A 14,398-nucleotide genomic window follows, 5' to 3' on the forward strand; every position below is an offset into this window, starting at 1 on the left:
TCCCTCCCTATCGTCTTGCCGAGACGGAACGCATCCGTCTCGACTAGCCTCGCGGAGGTTCACCGTGCGCTTCCTGTTCGACAACGAGTCCTTCTCCTTCGAGACCCTGCGCGCCGCCGGGTTCGCCAACTACGGCGGATCCGACCTCGGCGAGGTCCTGGCCACCGCGGCGAGGATCGGCGACGGTGACGAAGCCGCCTGGCACGCGGAATGGAAGAAGACCGCCGAGCGTGCCGAAGCGATCGGCGAGCGTTCCCTGGCCGATGGACATCGCGTGAGCGCGCGGGAGGCGCTGCTGCGGGCGTCGAACTACTACCGGACCGCGGAGTTCTTCCTGCGCGACCACCCGGCCGACGACCCGGAGGTGACGGAGCTTTCCACGCGTTCCCGTGACGCGTTCGTGCGCGCGACCGAGTTGTTCGACACTCCGGTCGAAGCCGTGGAAATCCCGTACGAGGACACCACTTTGCCGGGCTACCTGTTCCTGGTCGACGACTCGGGCGCGGCCCGGCCCACCGTCGTCTACACCAGCGGATTCGACTCCACGCTGGAGGAGTCGTACTTCGCCGTGGCGGCGGCCGCGCTGCGCCGGGGCTACAACGTCCTCGCCTACGACGGGCCCGGGCAGGGCGCGGTGCTGCGGCGGCAGGGGATCGTGTTCCGGCCCGACTGGGAAGCCGTGGTCACGCCGGTTCTCGACTACGCGCTCGGGCGACCGGAAATCGCCGGCGACCGGGTCGCCTTGTTCGGCTACAGCCTGGGTGGCTACCTGGTCGCCCGGGCCGCCGCGTTCGACGACCGGATCGCCGCGTTGATCCTCGACGACGGCATCCACAACTTCCACGCCGCCTTCGCCAAGGCTATTCCGCCGTTCCTCGCGGAATGGCTGCACGAGAAGCGTGACGACGTCGCCGTTCCGGTGCTGACCCTGCTGGCCGGGGTCAGCACCCAGCTGCGCTGGGGCTTGCACAACGGCGTGTGGGCGATGGGCGCGGCCTCGTTCGGTGACTTCATCCGCGGCACCCGTGACTACACCCTGCGCGGGATCGCCGACCGGATCACGGCTCCGACGCTGGTCATGGACGCCGACCAGGACCACTTCCTGCAGGGCCAGCCGCAGCTGGTGCGGGACGCTCTGGTCAACGCGCCCACGACGCTGGTCACTTTGAGCGACACCGAAGGCGCGGGCGAGCACTGCCACATGGGCGCCATGTTCCGCGCACACCAGACGATGTTCGACTGGCTGGACACCACCTTCGGCACCGTCGGCGGATGACCGGCCGGGGACGGCCGTACGGCCGTCCCCGGCGCCGTCACGTGAACTTGATTTCGGCGAGGTCGATGGAGACGATGAGGGTCTCCTTGAGAGCGTAGTCGTCGGGGCCGATGGGGTGGATCCGCCGCCGGGTGGGCACGACGATGCCCTGGACTTCTTCGTGACCGTCGATGTAGTGCGCCGCCGGTGTGGCGTCCGGGCCGAGCACTTCGGACACGTAGTCGTGCCGGCGGATCAGCCCGCTTTCCTCGACGTAGTAGAGGTTGTCCTTGCTGTGCACCGCGAGACCGTCGGGGAACCGCACCTTGAGCCGGCGCCAGGTGTGGCCGTCTTCCTGCCACGGGTCGAGCTCCTCGACCCGGGTTCCTGGCCAGGTGAAGGAGAACGGCTCGGTCAGGTAGGTCCACATCGCGTACCCGTTGAAGTACGCCAGCTGCAGGCGGTCCCACGGCGTCGCGAGGTCGTGACCGGCGAAGCTGCGCCGCGGTTCCCTGCGCTCCTCGAGCACCACCCCGGCTTCGGTTTCAAGAGCGACACGGTCGGCGGTGACCGAGCTGCGTACTCCAGGCTCACCGAAGGGGGCTGTACTGGCAAACTGGCGGTGGAGGTCGACCCGCGTGACGACGTCGTCGAGCACGCCATCTTGGTTCTTCAGCGCCCAGAGCCCGCCGCCGCCACGCACGCGGGCGCTGAGCGAGGTCAGCTCGTTCCACCGGTCCGATCCGCCGTGCGCGGCGAGCATCCGGTCCAGCAGGCCGGTCATCGGGACCGCACGTCGAGCACGACGCGGAACCGGGCCTGGCCCGCCATCATGCGCTCGAAGGCCTTCGGCGCCTCGCCCAGGGGCATGACCTCGTTGAGGGACCGGATCCCCCGCCGCAGGCTGAAGGCGAGGTTGTCCTCGTTCTCGATCGACGTGCCGGTCAGGCTGCCGGTGATCGTCCGGGTGCCGAAGATGAGATCCGTGGAGCTCACCGGGATCGGCTCCGCGCCGGCGCCGACGACGATCATCCGGCCCCGCGGTGCCAGTCCCGCGACCAGCGGGCCCGTGGAGGGGCTGTCGGCCGCGGTGGCGATGATCGCGGCCGCCCCACCGAGATCGCGCAACGCCGCTGCGGCGTCCTGGGCGGTGCTGTCGATGTAGTGGTCGGCGCCCAGCCGCGCGGCCAGTTCGGCTTTCGCGGTGCCCCGTGCGATCGCGGCGACCCGGTAGCCGAGCTTTCCGGCGTGCTGGACGGCGAGGTGACCGAGGCCGCCGATGCCGTGCACGGCGACGAGCGCGCCGGGCCGGGCGTCGCTCTGCCGCAGGGCCTTGAACACCGTCAGCCCGGCACACAGCAGGGGGGCCGCGTCGACCGGGTCGAGGCCGTCGGGGATGCGCACGAGCCCGCTGGCCCTGGCGAAGGCGACTTCGGCGTAGCCACCGTCCACTGTGGTCCCGGTGAGCGGCTGGGCGGCGCAGTTGACGAAGTCGCCGCGCCGGCAGGGTTCGCATTCACCGCAGTGGCCGTTCAGGAAGCCGACTCCCACGCGGTTGCCGGTGTGCCAGGCGGTCACTCCGGCGCCGACGGCGTCGATCACGCCGACGATCTCGTGGCCGGGCACGATCGGCGTCGCCGCGTCCGGGCGCAGCAGCCCGCCGACGGCCAGTGCGTCGCTGTGGCACACGCCGCAGGCCTCGACCCGGATGCGGACCTGCCCGGGGAGCGGCTCGGTCAGTTCTCGTTCGACGAGGGCGAAGTCGCCGGTTTCCGTCACTTGGTAGGCACGGTAGGTGGACACGGTGTTCCTCAGACTTTCTCGTGGTGGAAGGTGAACAGCACTTTTCCGGCGCGGTCGGCCGCGGCGTCCCGCGCGAACGCGTCGGCGTGGCGCTCGAGCGGGTAGGTGGAGTCGACCGGCACGGCGAGGACACCTCGGGTGATGAGATCGACGATCTCGCCGACGGCCTTCGCCACTTCGGCGCGGGGGGCGTGCCGGAACCAGTTGGTGACCCACAGCCCGCGCACGGCGAATTCTTCGAACACCAAGGGCCCCAGGGGAACCGCGGGCGGTTCGCCGGTGACGGACGCGTAGCTGACAACCGTGCCGCCGAACTCCAGCGCGGCCACGAGCGCGGCCGGGAGCGTCCCGCCCGCACCGTCGAGTACCAGGCGCAGCCGGTCGCCGCCGAGCGCCGCCGCGACGCGGCCGGCGAGGTCGGGCCCGTCGAGCAGGACCAGGTCGGCGCCCGCGGCCCGGGCCTGCCCGGCCGCTCTGCCGCTGCGCACGACGCTGAGCGTGCGCACGCCGGCAACCTTCGCCAGGGTGCTCACGCAGCGGGCGACCGCGGAGTTGCCGAGCGTCTGCCCGATCCAGTCGCCGGGCCTGAGGTCGGCGTAGCGCGTGAGCATGACCCGCGCGGTGAGGGGGTTGATCCCCGCCATCGCCAGCTGCAGTCCGTCGACGTCGTCCGGCACGGCGACGACGTTGCGGGCGGGCACGACGACCGTGTCCGCCCACACGCCCTGGTCGTAGCTGCCGAGGACGAGGACCCGCCGGCCGGTCAGCGCCGGGTCGGCGGCCGGGCCGCACTTGACCACGCGACCGATCCCTTCGGCGCCGAGGGTGCTGGGCAGTTGGGGCCGGACGGCGTAGATGTTCTGGGCGAAGAGGTAATCGACGGGGTTGATCGGCGCCGCTTCCATGCGCAGCAGCACGTCTTCGTCGCCCAGTGCGGTTTCCGTGTCGGGTACCAGGCGCGTGTTCGCGGCCAGCTCGCCGACGCCGGTCAGGATGAGCCTGCTCATTGTGGGTGCCCCTTTCCGGTTCGGGTGGTCACCCGAGGAAGCCGTTGACGTCGGCGGCGAACTCGGCCGGGTGCTGGAAGAGAAAGCCGTGGCCGGCGCCCGGGTAGATCGAGAGTCGGGCGTTGGACAGGTGCCGGGCCAGGAGCCCGGAGTTCTGCGTCGGCACCATGACGTCGTTGTCGCCGTTGGCGACGAGGACGGGCTGGGTGATGCCGGCCAGCCGGTTGAGCCGCGTCGGGTCAGGCACGCCCCACGCCGTGATGGCGTCGAGCTGGGCGTCACGGGCGGCCAGGCTCACCGGCTGGTCCCTGTCGGCTTCGCGGGCGAAGATGCGCCCGACGAATTCCCAGCCCTTCGCGACGCTCGACGGCGTGCGTTCGAAGAACAGGTTGAGCAGGTCCTCGCCGGTCGGCTCGTCCCGGGTGGCGGACGCGGACACCTCGGCGGTGAAGCCGTGCATGCCCTGCCCACCTTGCGGTCCGGTCCCGGCGAGGACCAGCCGGCGGACGAGCTGCGGCCGGATGAGCGTCAGTTCCTGCGCGACGAACCCGCCGAGGGAGAAGCCGAGAACGTCGACGTGCCGGAGGCCGGCGGCGTCGACGAAGGCCAGCGCGTCGTGCGCCATCGCCGTGACGGTGCGCGGAGTCGTGCCGGTCGAGCCGCCGACGCCCGCGTTGTCCAGCAGGACGACTTCGCGCTCGGCAGCGATGGCGTCGACGAGGGCGGGATCCCAGTTGTCCAGGTTGCCGCGGAAGTGCTGCAGGAACAGCACCGGCGGTACCGCGCGCTCGGTGTTGCCGAAGCGGCGGTAGGCGTAGGTGGTCCCGCCGGCCGCTTCGAGGGTTCGGTTGGGGGCGGTGAGCTGGGCCGGGGTGGCCGGGGGCGCGGACATCGTGCTGCCTTCCGTCTGGCGGCCTCCCGGAGCGGAGACCCATTTAGATTATGAACATAATCTAAATGCTGTGGCAAGATAGATGATGAGGATCATCCGAAGTGCCTGTGACAGGCGCGGGAGGAGAAGGCGCAATGGGACGTGTTTCACGGGCACAGGCCGAGGCGAACCGGACGGCGGTCGTCGAGGCAGCCTCCCGGATGGCGCGCGAGCGCGGGATGTCGCAGGTCAGCGTGCCCGAGGTGATGGGCGCGGCCGGCCTCACCCACGGCGGCTTCTACCGGCAGTTCGAGTCGAAGGACGATCTGTTCGCCGCCGCCTGCTCCGCCGCCTTCGCCGAGCAGGACACGCTCCTCGACGGCTTCCTGGCCTCCAGCGCGAACCCGGTCGAGGCGCACGCGAACTACGTGACGGCGTACCTGTCCGAGCAGAACCGGGATAATCCCGGCCACGGCTGCGCCACCACCGCGTTCAGCGCCGACGTCACCCGCTCGGCCCCGGACAGCCCGGTGCGCGACTGCTACCGCGAAGGGGTCACCAGCTCACTGGAACGCCTGGCCCGGCTCGGCGACCGTCCGGCCGACGCGGAAGCGCGTGAGCGCGAAGTCCTGGTCGAACTCGCGGCGATGGTCGGCGCCCTCGCGATCGCCAGGGCCACCCGCGGGGGCCCCTTGTCCGAGCGGGTCCTCACGGCGGTGCGCGAGCACCTGCTCGGCGCTCAGTCCTCCGCGGCGCCGAAGCCCGCGTAGGACCCGGATTCCACGTCGTCGAGGATGTCGTGGCGCCGCGGCCACCAGTTCAGCAGACGCCGGGTCGACTCCGCCGACAGCCGCTTGCCCAGGCTCACGCTGAGGCCCGCGCCGGCGCCCGGCGGCGGTGGCAACGCGGCCTGGAGCCGGCGTGCGAGGCTCACGGGCAGGCGGCGGGTGAGCCGGAACCCTGCCGCCGCGGGACCGGTCATCCCGAGCATCCGCGCCAGGTCGACACCCTCGGTCCGGCCGTCGGCACCGATCATCCGGCTCACCGCGGCCGCGAGCTCGCGCAGCGTCACCTCCCCCGCGACGCCGTGCAGAACTGAGCCGGCCGGGGCGCTCTCGACCGCGAGGCGGTACAGCTCGGCGAGGTCGTCGATGTGCACGTAGCCCTGGATCGTCGCGCCGGCACCCAGGTGCACGCCGTGGCCGTGCGTCCTGGCCAGCGAGATGAGTGTCGGCACGTCGAAGCTGCCGCCGTGGCCGTACACCAGCCCTGGCCTCACGACGATGCCCTGGACACCACCGGCGGCGAGGACCAGGCGCTCGGTTTCGACGCGGGCCTTCATCGCGGCCCCGAAGCCGAGGGCCAGCATGGGATGCACCTTCGCCGAAGCCGGCGCGTACACCTCCGGCGGCAGCGGGAGGGCCGCGTACTCGTCGTGGACGGTCTCCGTCGCGGCCCCGCCGCTGAACGTGCCGAACACCGCCGAGCCGCTGGTGAAGACCAGCTTCTTCCGGTCGTCGCCCAGGGCGTCCCGGAGGGCACTGACGGCGTCACGGTCCTTCGCGAACGTGCTCGCGTCGTTGCCCAGGCTGGCGGTGCTGACCACGGCGTCCGGCGCTGCAGCCCGGACGGCGCCGGACAAGCCGGCAGGATCGCCGAAATCGCCCGCGACCGGGACCACTCCGCGTGCGCGCAGAGCGGTCGCGGAGCGCTCGGACCGAGCCAGTCCCAGCACGTCGTGGCCGTGGTCGCGCAGAACCCGGCTGACCGCGCCGCCGATGTAGCCGGTCGCACCACTGACCAGAATTCTCATCGACCCCTCCCCTTGCTCCTCGACCCGCCGAACTTAGTCCGCCGATAGTCGAGACGCAACCGTTCCGTCTCGACTGAGAGCCAGGCGAAAGCCTGGGAGAGGCGTGCTGGTCAGCTCGCGAGAAAGAACAGGCGCAAGCGGCCGCCCCGGCCTTTGCGGTGCGACATCAGCCACACCACGACCGGCGGGCAGTGCCGCGGCGCCGCCGCCCCTCGCGTAGGGGGACACCGGGCGGCCGAGCCAACGGCACTGCCGGAACAACATTCGACGCCGACGAGTATCAGCAGGCTCAACAGCAAGATCTCGACGGGATCCGGCTCGGGCTGAGCAGCGTCCCGGTCAGCAGCAGCAAGCCGGACGCCCCGGACAGCCTTCGCAACAGCCGCAGGACCAGCAGCGTGCCGACGTGGCAGGCGGGTGACGTCGGGACCGAGGACTGGATGTCCATCGGATGATCTCTCCCAGGTCGTGACGGAAGGGCCCATCCTCGAGCACCACGTCAAGCGGCGCCAGCGTTCAGGGTGTTCGAATGCCCCGGACGGCGCGTCAGACGTGCCAGCCGACGACGCCGGCCCAGTGGAAGTCCGAGTAGCCACACCCGATCCAGGTGACGAGGTAGCCCTCGGCCTGCTTCTGCTGCGCGAGCGCCCAGCCGTCCGTTTCGCACTGGCTCTGCGTCGTTCCGGTGACGGTCTGGCTGTAGTACCTCGTCGCCGCCTCCGCGGGAGCGGCGAGGACGACGAGAGCACTCAGCATGGCCGCGCTGGCGGCGAGTTTCTTCCCCATGCGAGCAGTGAAGCAAGAGGAGAACCGCCGCGGTGTGGGTATTTTTCCGGGAGATCCCGCGGAGGCGATGTGCGGGACGGCGGCGCCAGCCGTGACACCTGCCGTAAAACCGGCCGCCGCGTCCTGGCGAACAGAGCCTGAACTCCATCAGCACTGTTATCACTGATATGAGATTTCTGTAGCATCGATCCAGTAGTAGTGCTATCGTCGAAAACGAACGATCGTTATCAGCGATAAGAGGTCGCCATGACCACCACATCCACCGATCCGCGCGTGGCGCTGGTCACCGGAGGTTCCGGAGGCATCGGGCGCGCCGTCGTCGAGCGCCTCGCCCGAGATGGCTACCACCTCGGAGTGCACTTCTCGGCCAACAAGGCCACCGCCGACGAACTCACCGAGCACATCACCGCAGCGGGCGGCCAGGCGGTCGCGGTCGGCGGCGACGTCGCCGACGAGGTCGCCATGGCTGCCGCCTTCGACGCCGTCGAGAGCGCCTTCGGCGGCATCGACGTCGTCGTGCACACCGCCGGGGTGATGCGCCTGAAGCCAGTCGTCGATCAGCTGGCCGCTCGCAAGCTGCGCGCCGGCGGAGCCATCGTGAACTTCTCGACCTCCGTCGTGGGCCTCCAATTCCCGGGCTACGGCGCGTACGTCGCGAGTAAAGGTGCGGTCGAAGCACTCACCCTGGTCCTGGCCAGGGAACTGCGGGGGCGTGACATCACAGTCAACTCCGTAGCACCTGGCCCCACGGCAACCCCGCTGTTCCTCGACGGCAAGGACGAAGCAGCGACGGCGGAATCATCTAGGAGAGAACCATGCCCGAGCAACAGACCTCCCAAGTCATTCTGATCACCGGTGCTTCGAGCGGGTTCGGCAACCTGGCCGCCCAAGCCCTGGCCCGTGCGGGCCACATCGTCTACGCCGGCATGCGCGCGACCGCCGATCGCAACGCCCCCCGCGTGGCCGAGCTGGCGCAGCTGGCAGACGCGGAGAAGATCGACCTCCGCGCGGTCGAAATGGACGTGCAAGACCAAGCATCGGTCGACACCGCCATCGCCGCGATTTTGGCCCAGGAGGGACGCATCGACGTCGTGGTGCACAACGCGGGGCACATGGTCCTCGGCCCCTCCGAAGCATTCACCACCGAACAACTCGCGCAGCTCTACGACGTGAACGTGCTCTCGACCCAGCGAGTCAACCGCGCCGTGCTGCCCACGTTGCGGGCACAGGGCCACGGATACCTCGTCTGGGTCGGCTCATCCTCCACTCGAGGCGGCCACCCACCGTTCCTCGCCCCGTACTTCGCCGCCAAGGCGGCCATGGACGCCCTCGCCGAAAGCTACGCCGCGGAACTGATCAAGTACGGCATCGACACCACGATCGTCGTGCCCGGTGCCTACCCCAGCGGCACCAACCACTTCGCTCACGCCGGCACACCCGACGACAGGAGGCGCGACGCCGAATACGGAGAGGCGTACGGTGCGCTCCGCGACGGGATGGAGAAGGCGCTGTCCGACATCTTCCCCAAGGGCCGCACAGTCGACGAGGTCGCGGACCAGATCGTGCGCATCGTCAACCTCCCAGCCGGACACCGCCCCTTCCGCGTCCACATCGACCCCAGCAACGACGGCAGTGAAGTCGTGTCCATGGTCAACGACCGCATCCGGGCGGAGTTCTACCGCCGGATCGGCATTCAGGAACTGCTTCCGCTCAACGCCGTCCACTAGCCCCGCCTGCGCGGGTTCCAACAGGCTTCACTCGAGCCTGCTGATCATCGAACAAGGGAGAACGCAATGCCTTTCGCCAACTTCAAGGTCCCGGCCGGCACGATCAAGCCGGAGCAGAAGAAGCTGATCATCGACCGCACCACCGACCTCTATGCCGAAATCTACGGGGAGGCCGCCCGCCGGAACGTGCTGGTGCTCGTCGACGAGGTGGTCGACGGCGGCTGGGGCATCGGCGGCACCGTCCTCACCGCAGCCATGGTCAACGGTGAGGCACCGGACGAGACCGGCGGTCATTGACCTGGACCGGTGCGGCCGTGCGGCGCTCCGCGGCACACGGCCGCACCGACAGGCTTGTGTAGAGTGACGCCGCCCAGATGACAGGCGTGGCCGGGCCCACGTGGAGTGATCGAGAAAGGTGAGTGGACCGGGCCATGTCCGATGCCGCCACACGAGATGCCAAAGCCGAAGACGTCCGCGCCCGCATGCTTGACGCCGCCGAACGGCTGCTGATCGCATCCGACGATCACGACATCTCCACCCGCGCGGTGTGCGACGCGATCGGCGTGGCCCAGCCCATCCTGTACCGGCTCTTCAAAGACAAGAACGGCCTCCTGTACGCGCTGGTGCAGAACGGCTTCGAGCGCTACGTGCAACGGAAACAGGCACTGGAATCCACCGACGACCCCGTCGCGGACCTGCGCGCGGGCTGGGACGACCACATGAACTTCGCCCTCACCAACGGCGCCCTCTACCGGCTCATGTTTTCTCCTGCCCTGCCGAAGGTCCCCGAGCCCGCCGGCCGGATCTTCGAGCTGCTGACCCGGGCGCTCGATCGCTGCGCGGCAATCGGCGTACTGCGGATCCCGTCCGTCGATGCAGCACAGGCAATCCTCTCAGCGAACGTCGGCGTCGCGCTGAGCATGCTTTCCCAGCCCGGGCGCTACGCCGATCCGCACCTCTCGCACCGGGTGCGCGACGCAGTTTTCGCAGCGTGCCTCACTCTGGAAACCGCTGGCAGGCCGGTAGCGGGCAATGCAATGACGGCACCAGCGCTGCAACTCGAGGCTCAGCTGCAGGAGCCGGGCATGTCACCGCTGGAGCCGGAAGAGACCGCCTTGTTGCTCAAATGGCTGAACCGGATTCGCACTTCTCCTGGCCCTGCCGCGGCAGGCGAGTGAGTGGGTGATTACGGCGGTTGCAGTGGCTGTGCCGGTCTCGGTGTCTCGCCGACGACCCTGACGCGACCAGGCCCAGACATGGTCGGCAGCGTCCGCGACAACCGTACCGACGATCCGGCTGCCGCGGACTCCGCGGCTCATGAAGGATGGCGCAGGGGATGACATCGAGGCCGCCGGCTTGCTCAACGCGGGTGACTGCGTTGGTCGCTGTCATCCATCCGACAGGAAGCAAAGCTGGGGCGAGGCAGGACCCGATGCGCCGGCTCTTGACGCATCGGGCCCCGACGCGGAGATCGCTGGCACACAAGGTGGTGGTCGCCGCGTGTCCCGACCTCAGCTGGCGTTGTGGAGGTCAAGCAGCGCCGCGGCCGCCCGGAAGTACTTGTTGCGTCCCAGATCGCGGACTGTCTTGATGCCGAAGGCAGCCTTCAGCTTGTCCGCATCGTCGTCGCTCACCCCGGACAGTGCCGACACCGGGGCGTCCAGGAGCTCGTCCAGGGATTTGCTCTCGTACTTCTTGTCCAGCATCTTTGCCAGATCCACGTTGACTGCCATCAGATTCATCCTTTCGATCAGGTGGACATTCGGCAGCTGATACACCACTGGCCAGGGTCGTCTCTGGGCCTGCAATGTGCGTGAGGACGATGATGAATCGGTCGGCCCTCCGCCGCGAAGCTTGGGCCTGCCAATCGATTCGCGGTTTGTTATCGGCGTGTGTCGTCGTCGACGTCTGTATCGATGCGTTCCTGACGGACCTCGCCGGAGACTGTTTCGGTGTCCGTGACCTGCTGCTTGGACAGCCGTACCCGTTCCACGGGGACCGCTTCGGTGTCAACGACAGGACGTTCCTCGTGCAGGGTCACCTCGTGCTCGGCTTCGGAAATAGCGGGACCTGAGACAGCCTCGCCGCGGTTGGCGTCGGTGATCGGCTCACGTTCGACCCGCACCTCTTCGCGGGTGACCGGAACGTCGACCTGCTCGGTCTCGGTGACGACGTACTTGCGCAGTCTGGCCCGGCCCTTCTCGTGGTGCTCGGTGCCCACCTGCAAGTGCTCCTCCGAGCGGGTCATTGCTTCGCCGCCGGTGTCGCGGCGGCCGGCTTCGGTGTCGGTGCGCTCCGCGTCCTCGCGTCCAGCGCGGAGCGTGTGCCGGCCGGGATTGGTGGTGATCTCGTAGTGGTCGTAGAGGCGGCGCTCCTCCGTGGGGTCGAGATGGTCGTCGGAGACATCGACGTTCGGCGCGTCTTTGACTCGATCCTTGGTGTATCGAGTGGTCAGCTCTCCGTTGGCGCCTTCGGTAAGGCCTTCTGCCGGCACGAACGACTGTCGCAGTCCGAACAAGCCCGTCTTGACCGACACCCAGGTCGGCTCCCCGTCTTGGTCGTCGAACCAGAACTGTTCGACAGTACCGATTTTCTCGCCGGTGGAATCGTGGACATCGCGGCCGGTCCACTGGCTGATGTGCTTGTGGGTGGCGTTGGTCATGATGATCTCCGTTGCTTCTGCTCGCTGTTCCTGTGATCAAAGAACGGTGTTGTTCTTGATCGACCTCCACGACACTTCCTGCCCGGGTATCCACCTGAGTCGGCAGGATTCACCAACGGCTCGAAAGTGTCGTTCCGTTACGGGATCCGCTCTGCCGGTGACCTTCCGGGCTCCGATCGAGAAGCTCTCGCAAGGAGGTCTAACCCCGGCGCAGGGGATGAACACATGGAATCCTCACCTCACCCGCACGGCCCACCGGCGACGGTCAGATGCGTCGGACTCACACCTAGAGTAGCGCCGATGAACGGGACTTCCGGCCCTACGAGTTGCGAGACAGACGAAGCGGGGCCGCAAGTCGGCTCTTGGCAGGGAAGTGGTCCGACGAGCCCGCCTGCGCTGCGCCAGTCCTCGACGATCACCAACAGAGAAGGCGGCGGCGATCGGTCGACACACCGCACATGGCCCGCACCATCAGGGAAGCGGGCACGGAACCTCCTCGTCTCGCACGGGCACCGGAACGGGTGGCTGCCGCGCCTCGCCGGAAGGACACCGGGAATGTGCCGATCCGGTGAATTCCCGGCGACGGGTCTCCTTCACACCTCACGTTTGCCTGCTCTCCCGTTTCGGGTATTCGAAAAGAAAGGCACCGCGAGCCGGATGGAGATCCCTGCCGATGAGGAACGACGAACCGGGCGACGGCGACGATGTGACGTCGCCGCGGTTGTCTCTGGACGTCGCAGGCGAGTCGCCCGTCCGGGACGGAGACAAGCGGCCGAACCTGATCGCCGGGCGCTATGAACTCGGACAGCTCATCGGCAGCGGGGCCACCGCCCGGGTCTACCGAGGCGTCGACCGGAGGCTCGGTCGTGAGGTCGCCATCAAGGTCTACGAGCACCACGTAGTCGCCGTCGAGCAGCTGCGCCGAGCGCGGGAGAAGACCGTGCAGGCCAGCATCGACCACCCGCGGGTGGTGGCGCTGTTCGACAGCGGCACCGATCACGCCGGACCGTACCTGGTGATGCAGCTGGTCGACGGCGAGAACCTCGCCGAGCGGCTCGTCGCCGGCCCGCTCCCCGCGGACGAGGTCACCGAGCTGGGGATCCAACTGGCCGACGCGCTCGCTCACGTCCACGCCCGGCGCGTCGTGCACCGCGACCTCAAGCCCGCCAACATCCTGCTCGGTTCCGACGGCCCGCTGATCGGCGACTTCGGCATCGCGCACGAGCTGGACTCCACCCACATCACCGGCACCGGCCTGGTCACCGGCACCGCCGCCTACCTGGCGCCCGAACAGATCGTGGGAGAGCCCGCCGGCCCGGCTGCCGATGTCTACGCCCTCGGCCTCATCCTGCTGGAATGCCTGACCGCCGAGCGGGAGTACCCCGGCACGCTGGCGGAGTCGGCCATGGCGCGGTTGCATCGGGCGCCCCGCATTCCCGCCGGGTTGCCGAAGCCGCTCGCGCACACGCTGAGCGTGATGACCGCCCGCGAGCCGGCGGACCGCCCGGCAGCCGAGCAAATACCCCAGCTGCTGCGCCAGGCCCCCGCCGTCCTCAGCTCCACCCCGGTCCCGGTCCCGGACGCGACACCGGCGCCGCCGCCGAAGCGACGGACACCAGCCGCAGCCGGTGGCCTGGCCGCCGCGGCCGCGGCCGCCGTGCTCGCGGTCGTGCTGACCAGGCCGGACGTACCCGAAGACACCCCAGCCCGGCCGCCGGCTGCCCAACCGACCACTTTCGCCACCTCCGCGCCCGCCGGGGCCACCGCACCCACGGCCTCCGCCGTGGCGGCAACGTCACCGATGACGGAATCGGCGGCACCGGGCCTGGCCGCCGTGGCACCGCCGAAGCACAGCACGCCCAGCCCGGGCGGGAGTGCCGGCGCAGGAACCGGCAACGGCCCGGGGAAAGCCAAGGGCAAGGACAAGGGGAAGGGCAACGGCAAGAACAGCAGCGGACCGTGAGCCGAGGACCACTCATTCAGGACGCGGCGAAGCACCTTGGATGGTGGCGACGGCGTCTCGGCCGTGGCAATTCCGGCGGGTCGCCCAACTTTCTACATGCAGTTCACGCCGCGACACCGCCCGGTAGCAGTTCCCTCCCCTCGCTGCTACCGGGCTCCCGGTGCTTCCCCGCGACCCGGTACCTGGCTTCTCGGTCGGCGGCCCGGCAGGCCTGGTCGATCAGCTTCACGTTGTCGTTCTGCGACTCTTGCACGAGCAGTGTGAAGGCTTCGCCGGCGGTAATGCATCGGGCCGCCACGAGGATGCCCTTCGCCTGATCGATCACCGCGCGCGGTCAGAACGGCGCGAAGCCCGGCGGCTGTCCCGCGGTCGAACGGACATCGGCGACCAGCTGGTGCGCGGTGTCCTGCTCGTCACACCTGGGTCCCCCGCTGCGCCCCCACGGCGAGCGCGGTCGATTCCGCTGCCTGCGTCGGTGACGACCGCGGCCTTCCCAGTACCTTCACGTGGT

16 protein-coding genes are annotated in these 14,398 nt (G+C 69.2%); 7 read left to right on the top strand and 9 right to left on the bottom strand.

Translation table 11 applies throughout. The annotated features are described in order from the left end of the window. Nucleotides 1-64: 64 nt before the first annotated feature. Nucleotides 65-1,276: an alpha/beta hydrolase family protein gene (locus ACLJOU_RS42355; protein ID WP_410574922.1), complete on the top strand. Its 1,212-nt coding sequence runs from the start codon at nucleotides 65-67 to the stop codon at nucleotides 1,274-1,276. Nucleotides 1,277-1,313: 37 nt separating this feature from the next. On the opposite strand, the gene ACLJOU_RS42360 is transcribed toward ACLJOU_RS42355, so the two are convergent. The 4 genes from ACLJOU_RS42360 to ACLJOU_RS42375 are packed head-to-tail and all read right to left on the bottom strand — an operon-like array spanning nucleotide 1,314 to nucleotide 4,957. After that, a complete protein-coding gene (locus ACLJOU_RS42360; RefSeq protein WP_410574923.1) occupies nucleotides 1,314-2,039 on the bottom strand; it encodes a hypothetical protein in 726 nt (241 codons plus the stop codon). Then, entirely contained in the window at nucleotides 2,036-3,058 is a 1,023-nt protein-coding gene (locus tag ACLJOU_RS42365; RefSeq protein ID WP_410574924.1) for an alcohol dehydrogenase catalytic domain-containing protein, read from the bottom strand. Before ACLJOU_RS42365 ends, ACLJOU_RS42360 begins: the two co-directional genes overlap by 4 nt. Nucleotides 3,059-3,066: 8 nt before the next feature. Next, nucleotides 3,067-4,065 (bottom strand): zinc-dependent alcohol dehydrogenase family protein, encoded by a 999-nt coding sequence (locus tag ACLJOU_RS42370; RefSeq protein ID WP_410574925.1) that lies wholly within the window; start codon nucleotides 4,063-4,065, stop codon nucleotides 3,067-3,069. A gap of 28 nt (nucleotides 4,066-4,093) precedes the next feature. After that, the gene (locus ACLJOU_RS42375; protein WP_410574926.1) at nucleotides 4,094-4,957 is read right to left on the bottom strand and encodes an alpha/beta fold hydrolase; all 864 of its coding nucleotides are present in this window, start codon (nucleotides 4,955-4,957) and stop codon (nucleotides 4,094-4,096) included. Nucleotides 4,958-5,091: 134 nt separating this feature from the next. Between ACLJOU_RS42375 and ACLJOU_RS42380 the strand changes: the two genes are divergently transcribed. Further along, on the top strand, nucleotides 5,092-5,706 hold the full coding sequence (locus tag ACLJOU_RS42380) for a TetR/AcrR family transcriptional regulator (protein WP_410574927.1): 615 nt from the start codon (nucleotides 5,092-5,094) through the stop codon (nucleotides 5,704-5,706). Here ACLJOU_RS42380 and ACLJOU_RS42385 read toward each other — a convergent pair. Then, nucleotides 5,676-6,749 (bottom strand): NAD-dependent epimerase/dehydratase family protein, encoded by a 1,074-nt coding sequence (locus ACLJOU_RS42385; RefSeq protein ID WP_410574928.1) that lies wholly within the window; start codon nucleotides 6,747-6,749, stop codon nucleotides 5,676-5,678. The two genes, ACLJOU_RS42380 and ACLJOU_RS42385, sit on opposite strands and share 31 nt — an antisense overlap. A 546-nt stretch (nucleotides 6,750-7,295) precedes the next feature. Further along, a complete protein-coding gene (locus tag ACLJOU_RS42390) occupies nucleotides 7,296-7,535 on the bottom strand; it encodes a hypothetical protein (protein ID WP_410574929.1) in 240 nt (79 codons plus the stop codon). A 246-nt stretch (nucleotides 7,536-7,781) separates the two neighbouring features. On the opposite strand from ACLJOU_RS42390, the gene ACLJOU_RS42395 reads away from it, so the two are divergent. The 4 genes from ACLJOU_RS42395 to ACLJOU_RS42410 all read left to right on the top strand — a co-directional run bounded on the left by ACLJOU_RS42395 (nucleotide 7,782) and on the right by ACLJOU_RS42410 (nucleotide 10,440). After that, nucleotides 7,782-8,384 (top strand): SDR family NAD(P)-dependent oxidoreductase, encoded by a 603-nt coding sequence (locus ACLJOU_RS42395; protein ID WP_410574930.1) that lies wholly within the window; start codon nucleotides 7,782-7,784, stop codon nucleotides 8,382-8,384. After that, complete coding sequence (locus ACLJOU_RS42400; protein ID WP_410574931.1) at nucleotides 8,351-9,262, top strand: SDR family oxidoreductase; 912 nt, start codon at nucleotides 8,351-8,353, stop codon at nucleotides 9,260-9,262. Before ACLJOU_RS42395 ends, ACLJOU_RS42400 begins: the two co-directional genes overlap by 34 nt. Nucleotides 9,263-9,328: 66 nt before the next feature. Then, nucleotides 9,329-9,559: a tautomerase family protein gene (locus tag ACLJOU_RS42405; RefSeq protein WP_410574932.1), complete on the top strand. Its 231-nt coding sequence runs from the start codon at nucleotides 9,329-9,331 to the stop codon at nucleotides 9,557-9,559. Nucleotides 9,560-9,693: 134 nt separating this feature from the next. Next, nucleotides 9,694-10,440: a TetR/AcrR family transcriptional regulator gene (locus tag ACLJOU_RS42410; protein WP_410574933.1), complete on the top strand. Its 747-nt coding sequence runs from the start codon at nucleotides 9,694-9,696 to the stop codon at nucleotides 10,438-10,440. Between the two features lie 333 nt (nucleotides 10,441-10,773). On the opposite strand, the gene ACLJOU_RS42415 is transcribed toward ACLJOU_RS42410, so the two are convergent. Then, nucleotides 10,774-11,040 carry a hypothetical protein gene (locus tag ACLJOU_RS42415; protein ID WP_410574934.1) on the bottom strand — a complete coding sequence of 89 codons (267 nt, stop codon included), beginning with the start codon at nucleotides 11,038-11,040 and terminating at the stop codon, nucleotides 10,774-10,776. Between the two features lie 104 nt (nucleotides 11,041-11,144). After that, nucleotides 11,145-11,924, bottom strand: a complete 780-nt coding sequence (locus ACLJOU_RS42420) for a PRC and DUF2382 domain-containing protein (protein WP_410574935.1) — start codon at nucleotides 11,922-11,924, stop codon at nucleotides 11,145-11,147. Nucleotides 11,925-12,597: 673 nt separating this feature from the next. Between ACLJOU_RS42420 and ACLJOU_RS42425 the strand changes: the two genes are divergently transcribed. Next, a complete protein-coding gene (locus ACLJOU_RS42425; RefSeq protein ID WP_410574936.1) occupies nucleotides 12,598-13,887 on the top strand; it encodes a protein kinase domain-containing protein in 1,290 nt (429 codons plus the stop codon). Between the two features lie 103 nt (nucleotides 13,888-13,990). On the opposite strand, the gene ACLJOU_RS42430 is transcribed toward ACLJOU_RS42425, so the two are convergent. Then, nucleotides 13,991-14,212, bottom strand: coding sequence for an ANTAR domain-containing protein (locus ACLJOU_RS42430; RefSeq protein WP_410574937.1), 222 nt, complete (start codon nucleotides 14,210-14,212; stop codon nucleotides 13,991-13,993). Between the last annotated feature and the right edge of the window lie 186 nt (nucleotides 14,213-14,398).

It is taken from the genome of Amycolatopsis sp. cmx-4-61, from assembly GCF_046548775.1.
Lineage (GTDB): Bacteria > Actinomycetota > Actinomycetes > Mycobacteriales > Pseudonocardiaceae > Amycolatopsis.

Bases quoted from the DNA above. Each gene is read 5' to 3' on its own strand.
- ACLJOU_RS42380 (WP_410574927.1), top strand. From the start codon at position 5,092: ATGGGACGTGTTTCACGGGCACAGGCCGAGGCGAACCGGACGGCGGTC.
- ACLJOU_RS42375 (WP_410574926.1), bottom strand. From the start codon at position 4,957: ATGTCCGCGCCCCCGGCCACCCCGGCCCAGCTCACCGCCCCCAACCGA.
- ACLJOU_RS42370 (WP_410574925.1), bottom strand. From the start codon at position 4,065: ATGAGCAGGCTCATCCTGACCGGCGTCGGCGAGCTGGCCGCGAACACG.
- ACLJOU_RS42395 (WP_410574930.1), top strand. From the start codon at position 7,782: ATGACCACCACATCCACCGATCCGCGCGTGGCGCTGGTCACCGGAGGT.
- ACLJOU_RS42420 (WP_410574935.1), bottom strand. From the start codon at position 11,924: ATGACCAACGCCACCCACAAGCACATCAGCCAGTGGACCGGCCGCGAT.
- ACLJOU_RS42410 (WP_410574933.1), top strand. From the start codon at position 9,694: ATGTCCGATGCCGCCACACGAGATGCCAAAGCCGAAGACGTCCGCGCC.
- ACLJOU_RS42390 (WP_410574929.1), bottom strand. From the start codon at position 7,535: ATGGGGAAGAAACTCGCCGCCAGCGCGGCCATGCTGAGTGCTCTCGTC.
- ACLJOU_RS42360 (WP_410574923.1), bottom strand. From the start codon at position 2,039: ATGACCGGCCTGCTGGACCGGATGCTCGCCGCGCACGGCGGATCGGAC.
- ACLJOU_RS42425 (WP_410574936.1), top strand. From the start codon at position 12,598: ATGAGGAACGACGAACCGGGCGACGGCGACGATGTGACGTCGCCGCGG.
- ACLJOU_RS42385 (WP_410574928.1), bottom strand. From the start codon at position 6,749: ATGAGAATTCTGGTCAGTGGTGCGACCGGCTACATCGGCGGCGCGGTC.
- ACLJOU_RS42400 (WP_410574931.1), top strand. From the start codon at position 8,351: ATGCCCGAGCAACAGACCTCCCAAGTCATTCTGATCACCGGTGCTTCG.
- ACLJOU_RS42405 (WP_410574932.1), top strand. From the start codon at position 9,329: ATGCCTTTCGCCAACTTCAAGGTCCCGGCCGGCACGATCAAGCCGGAG.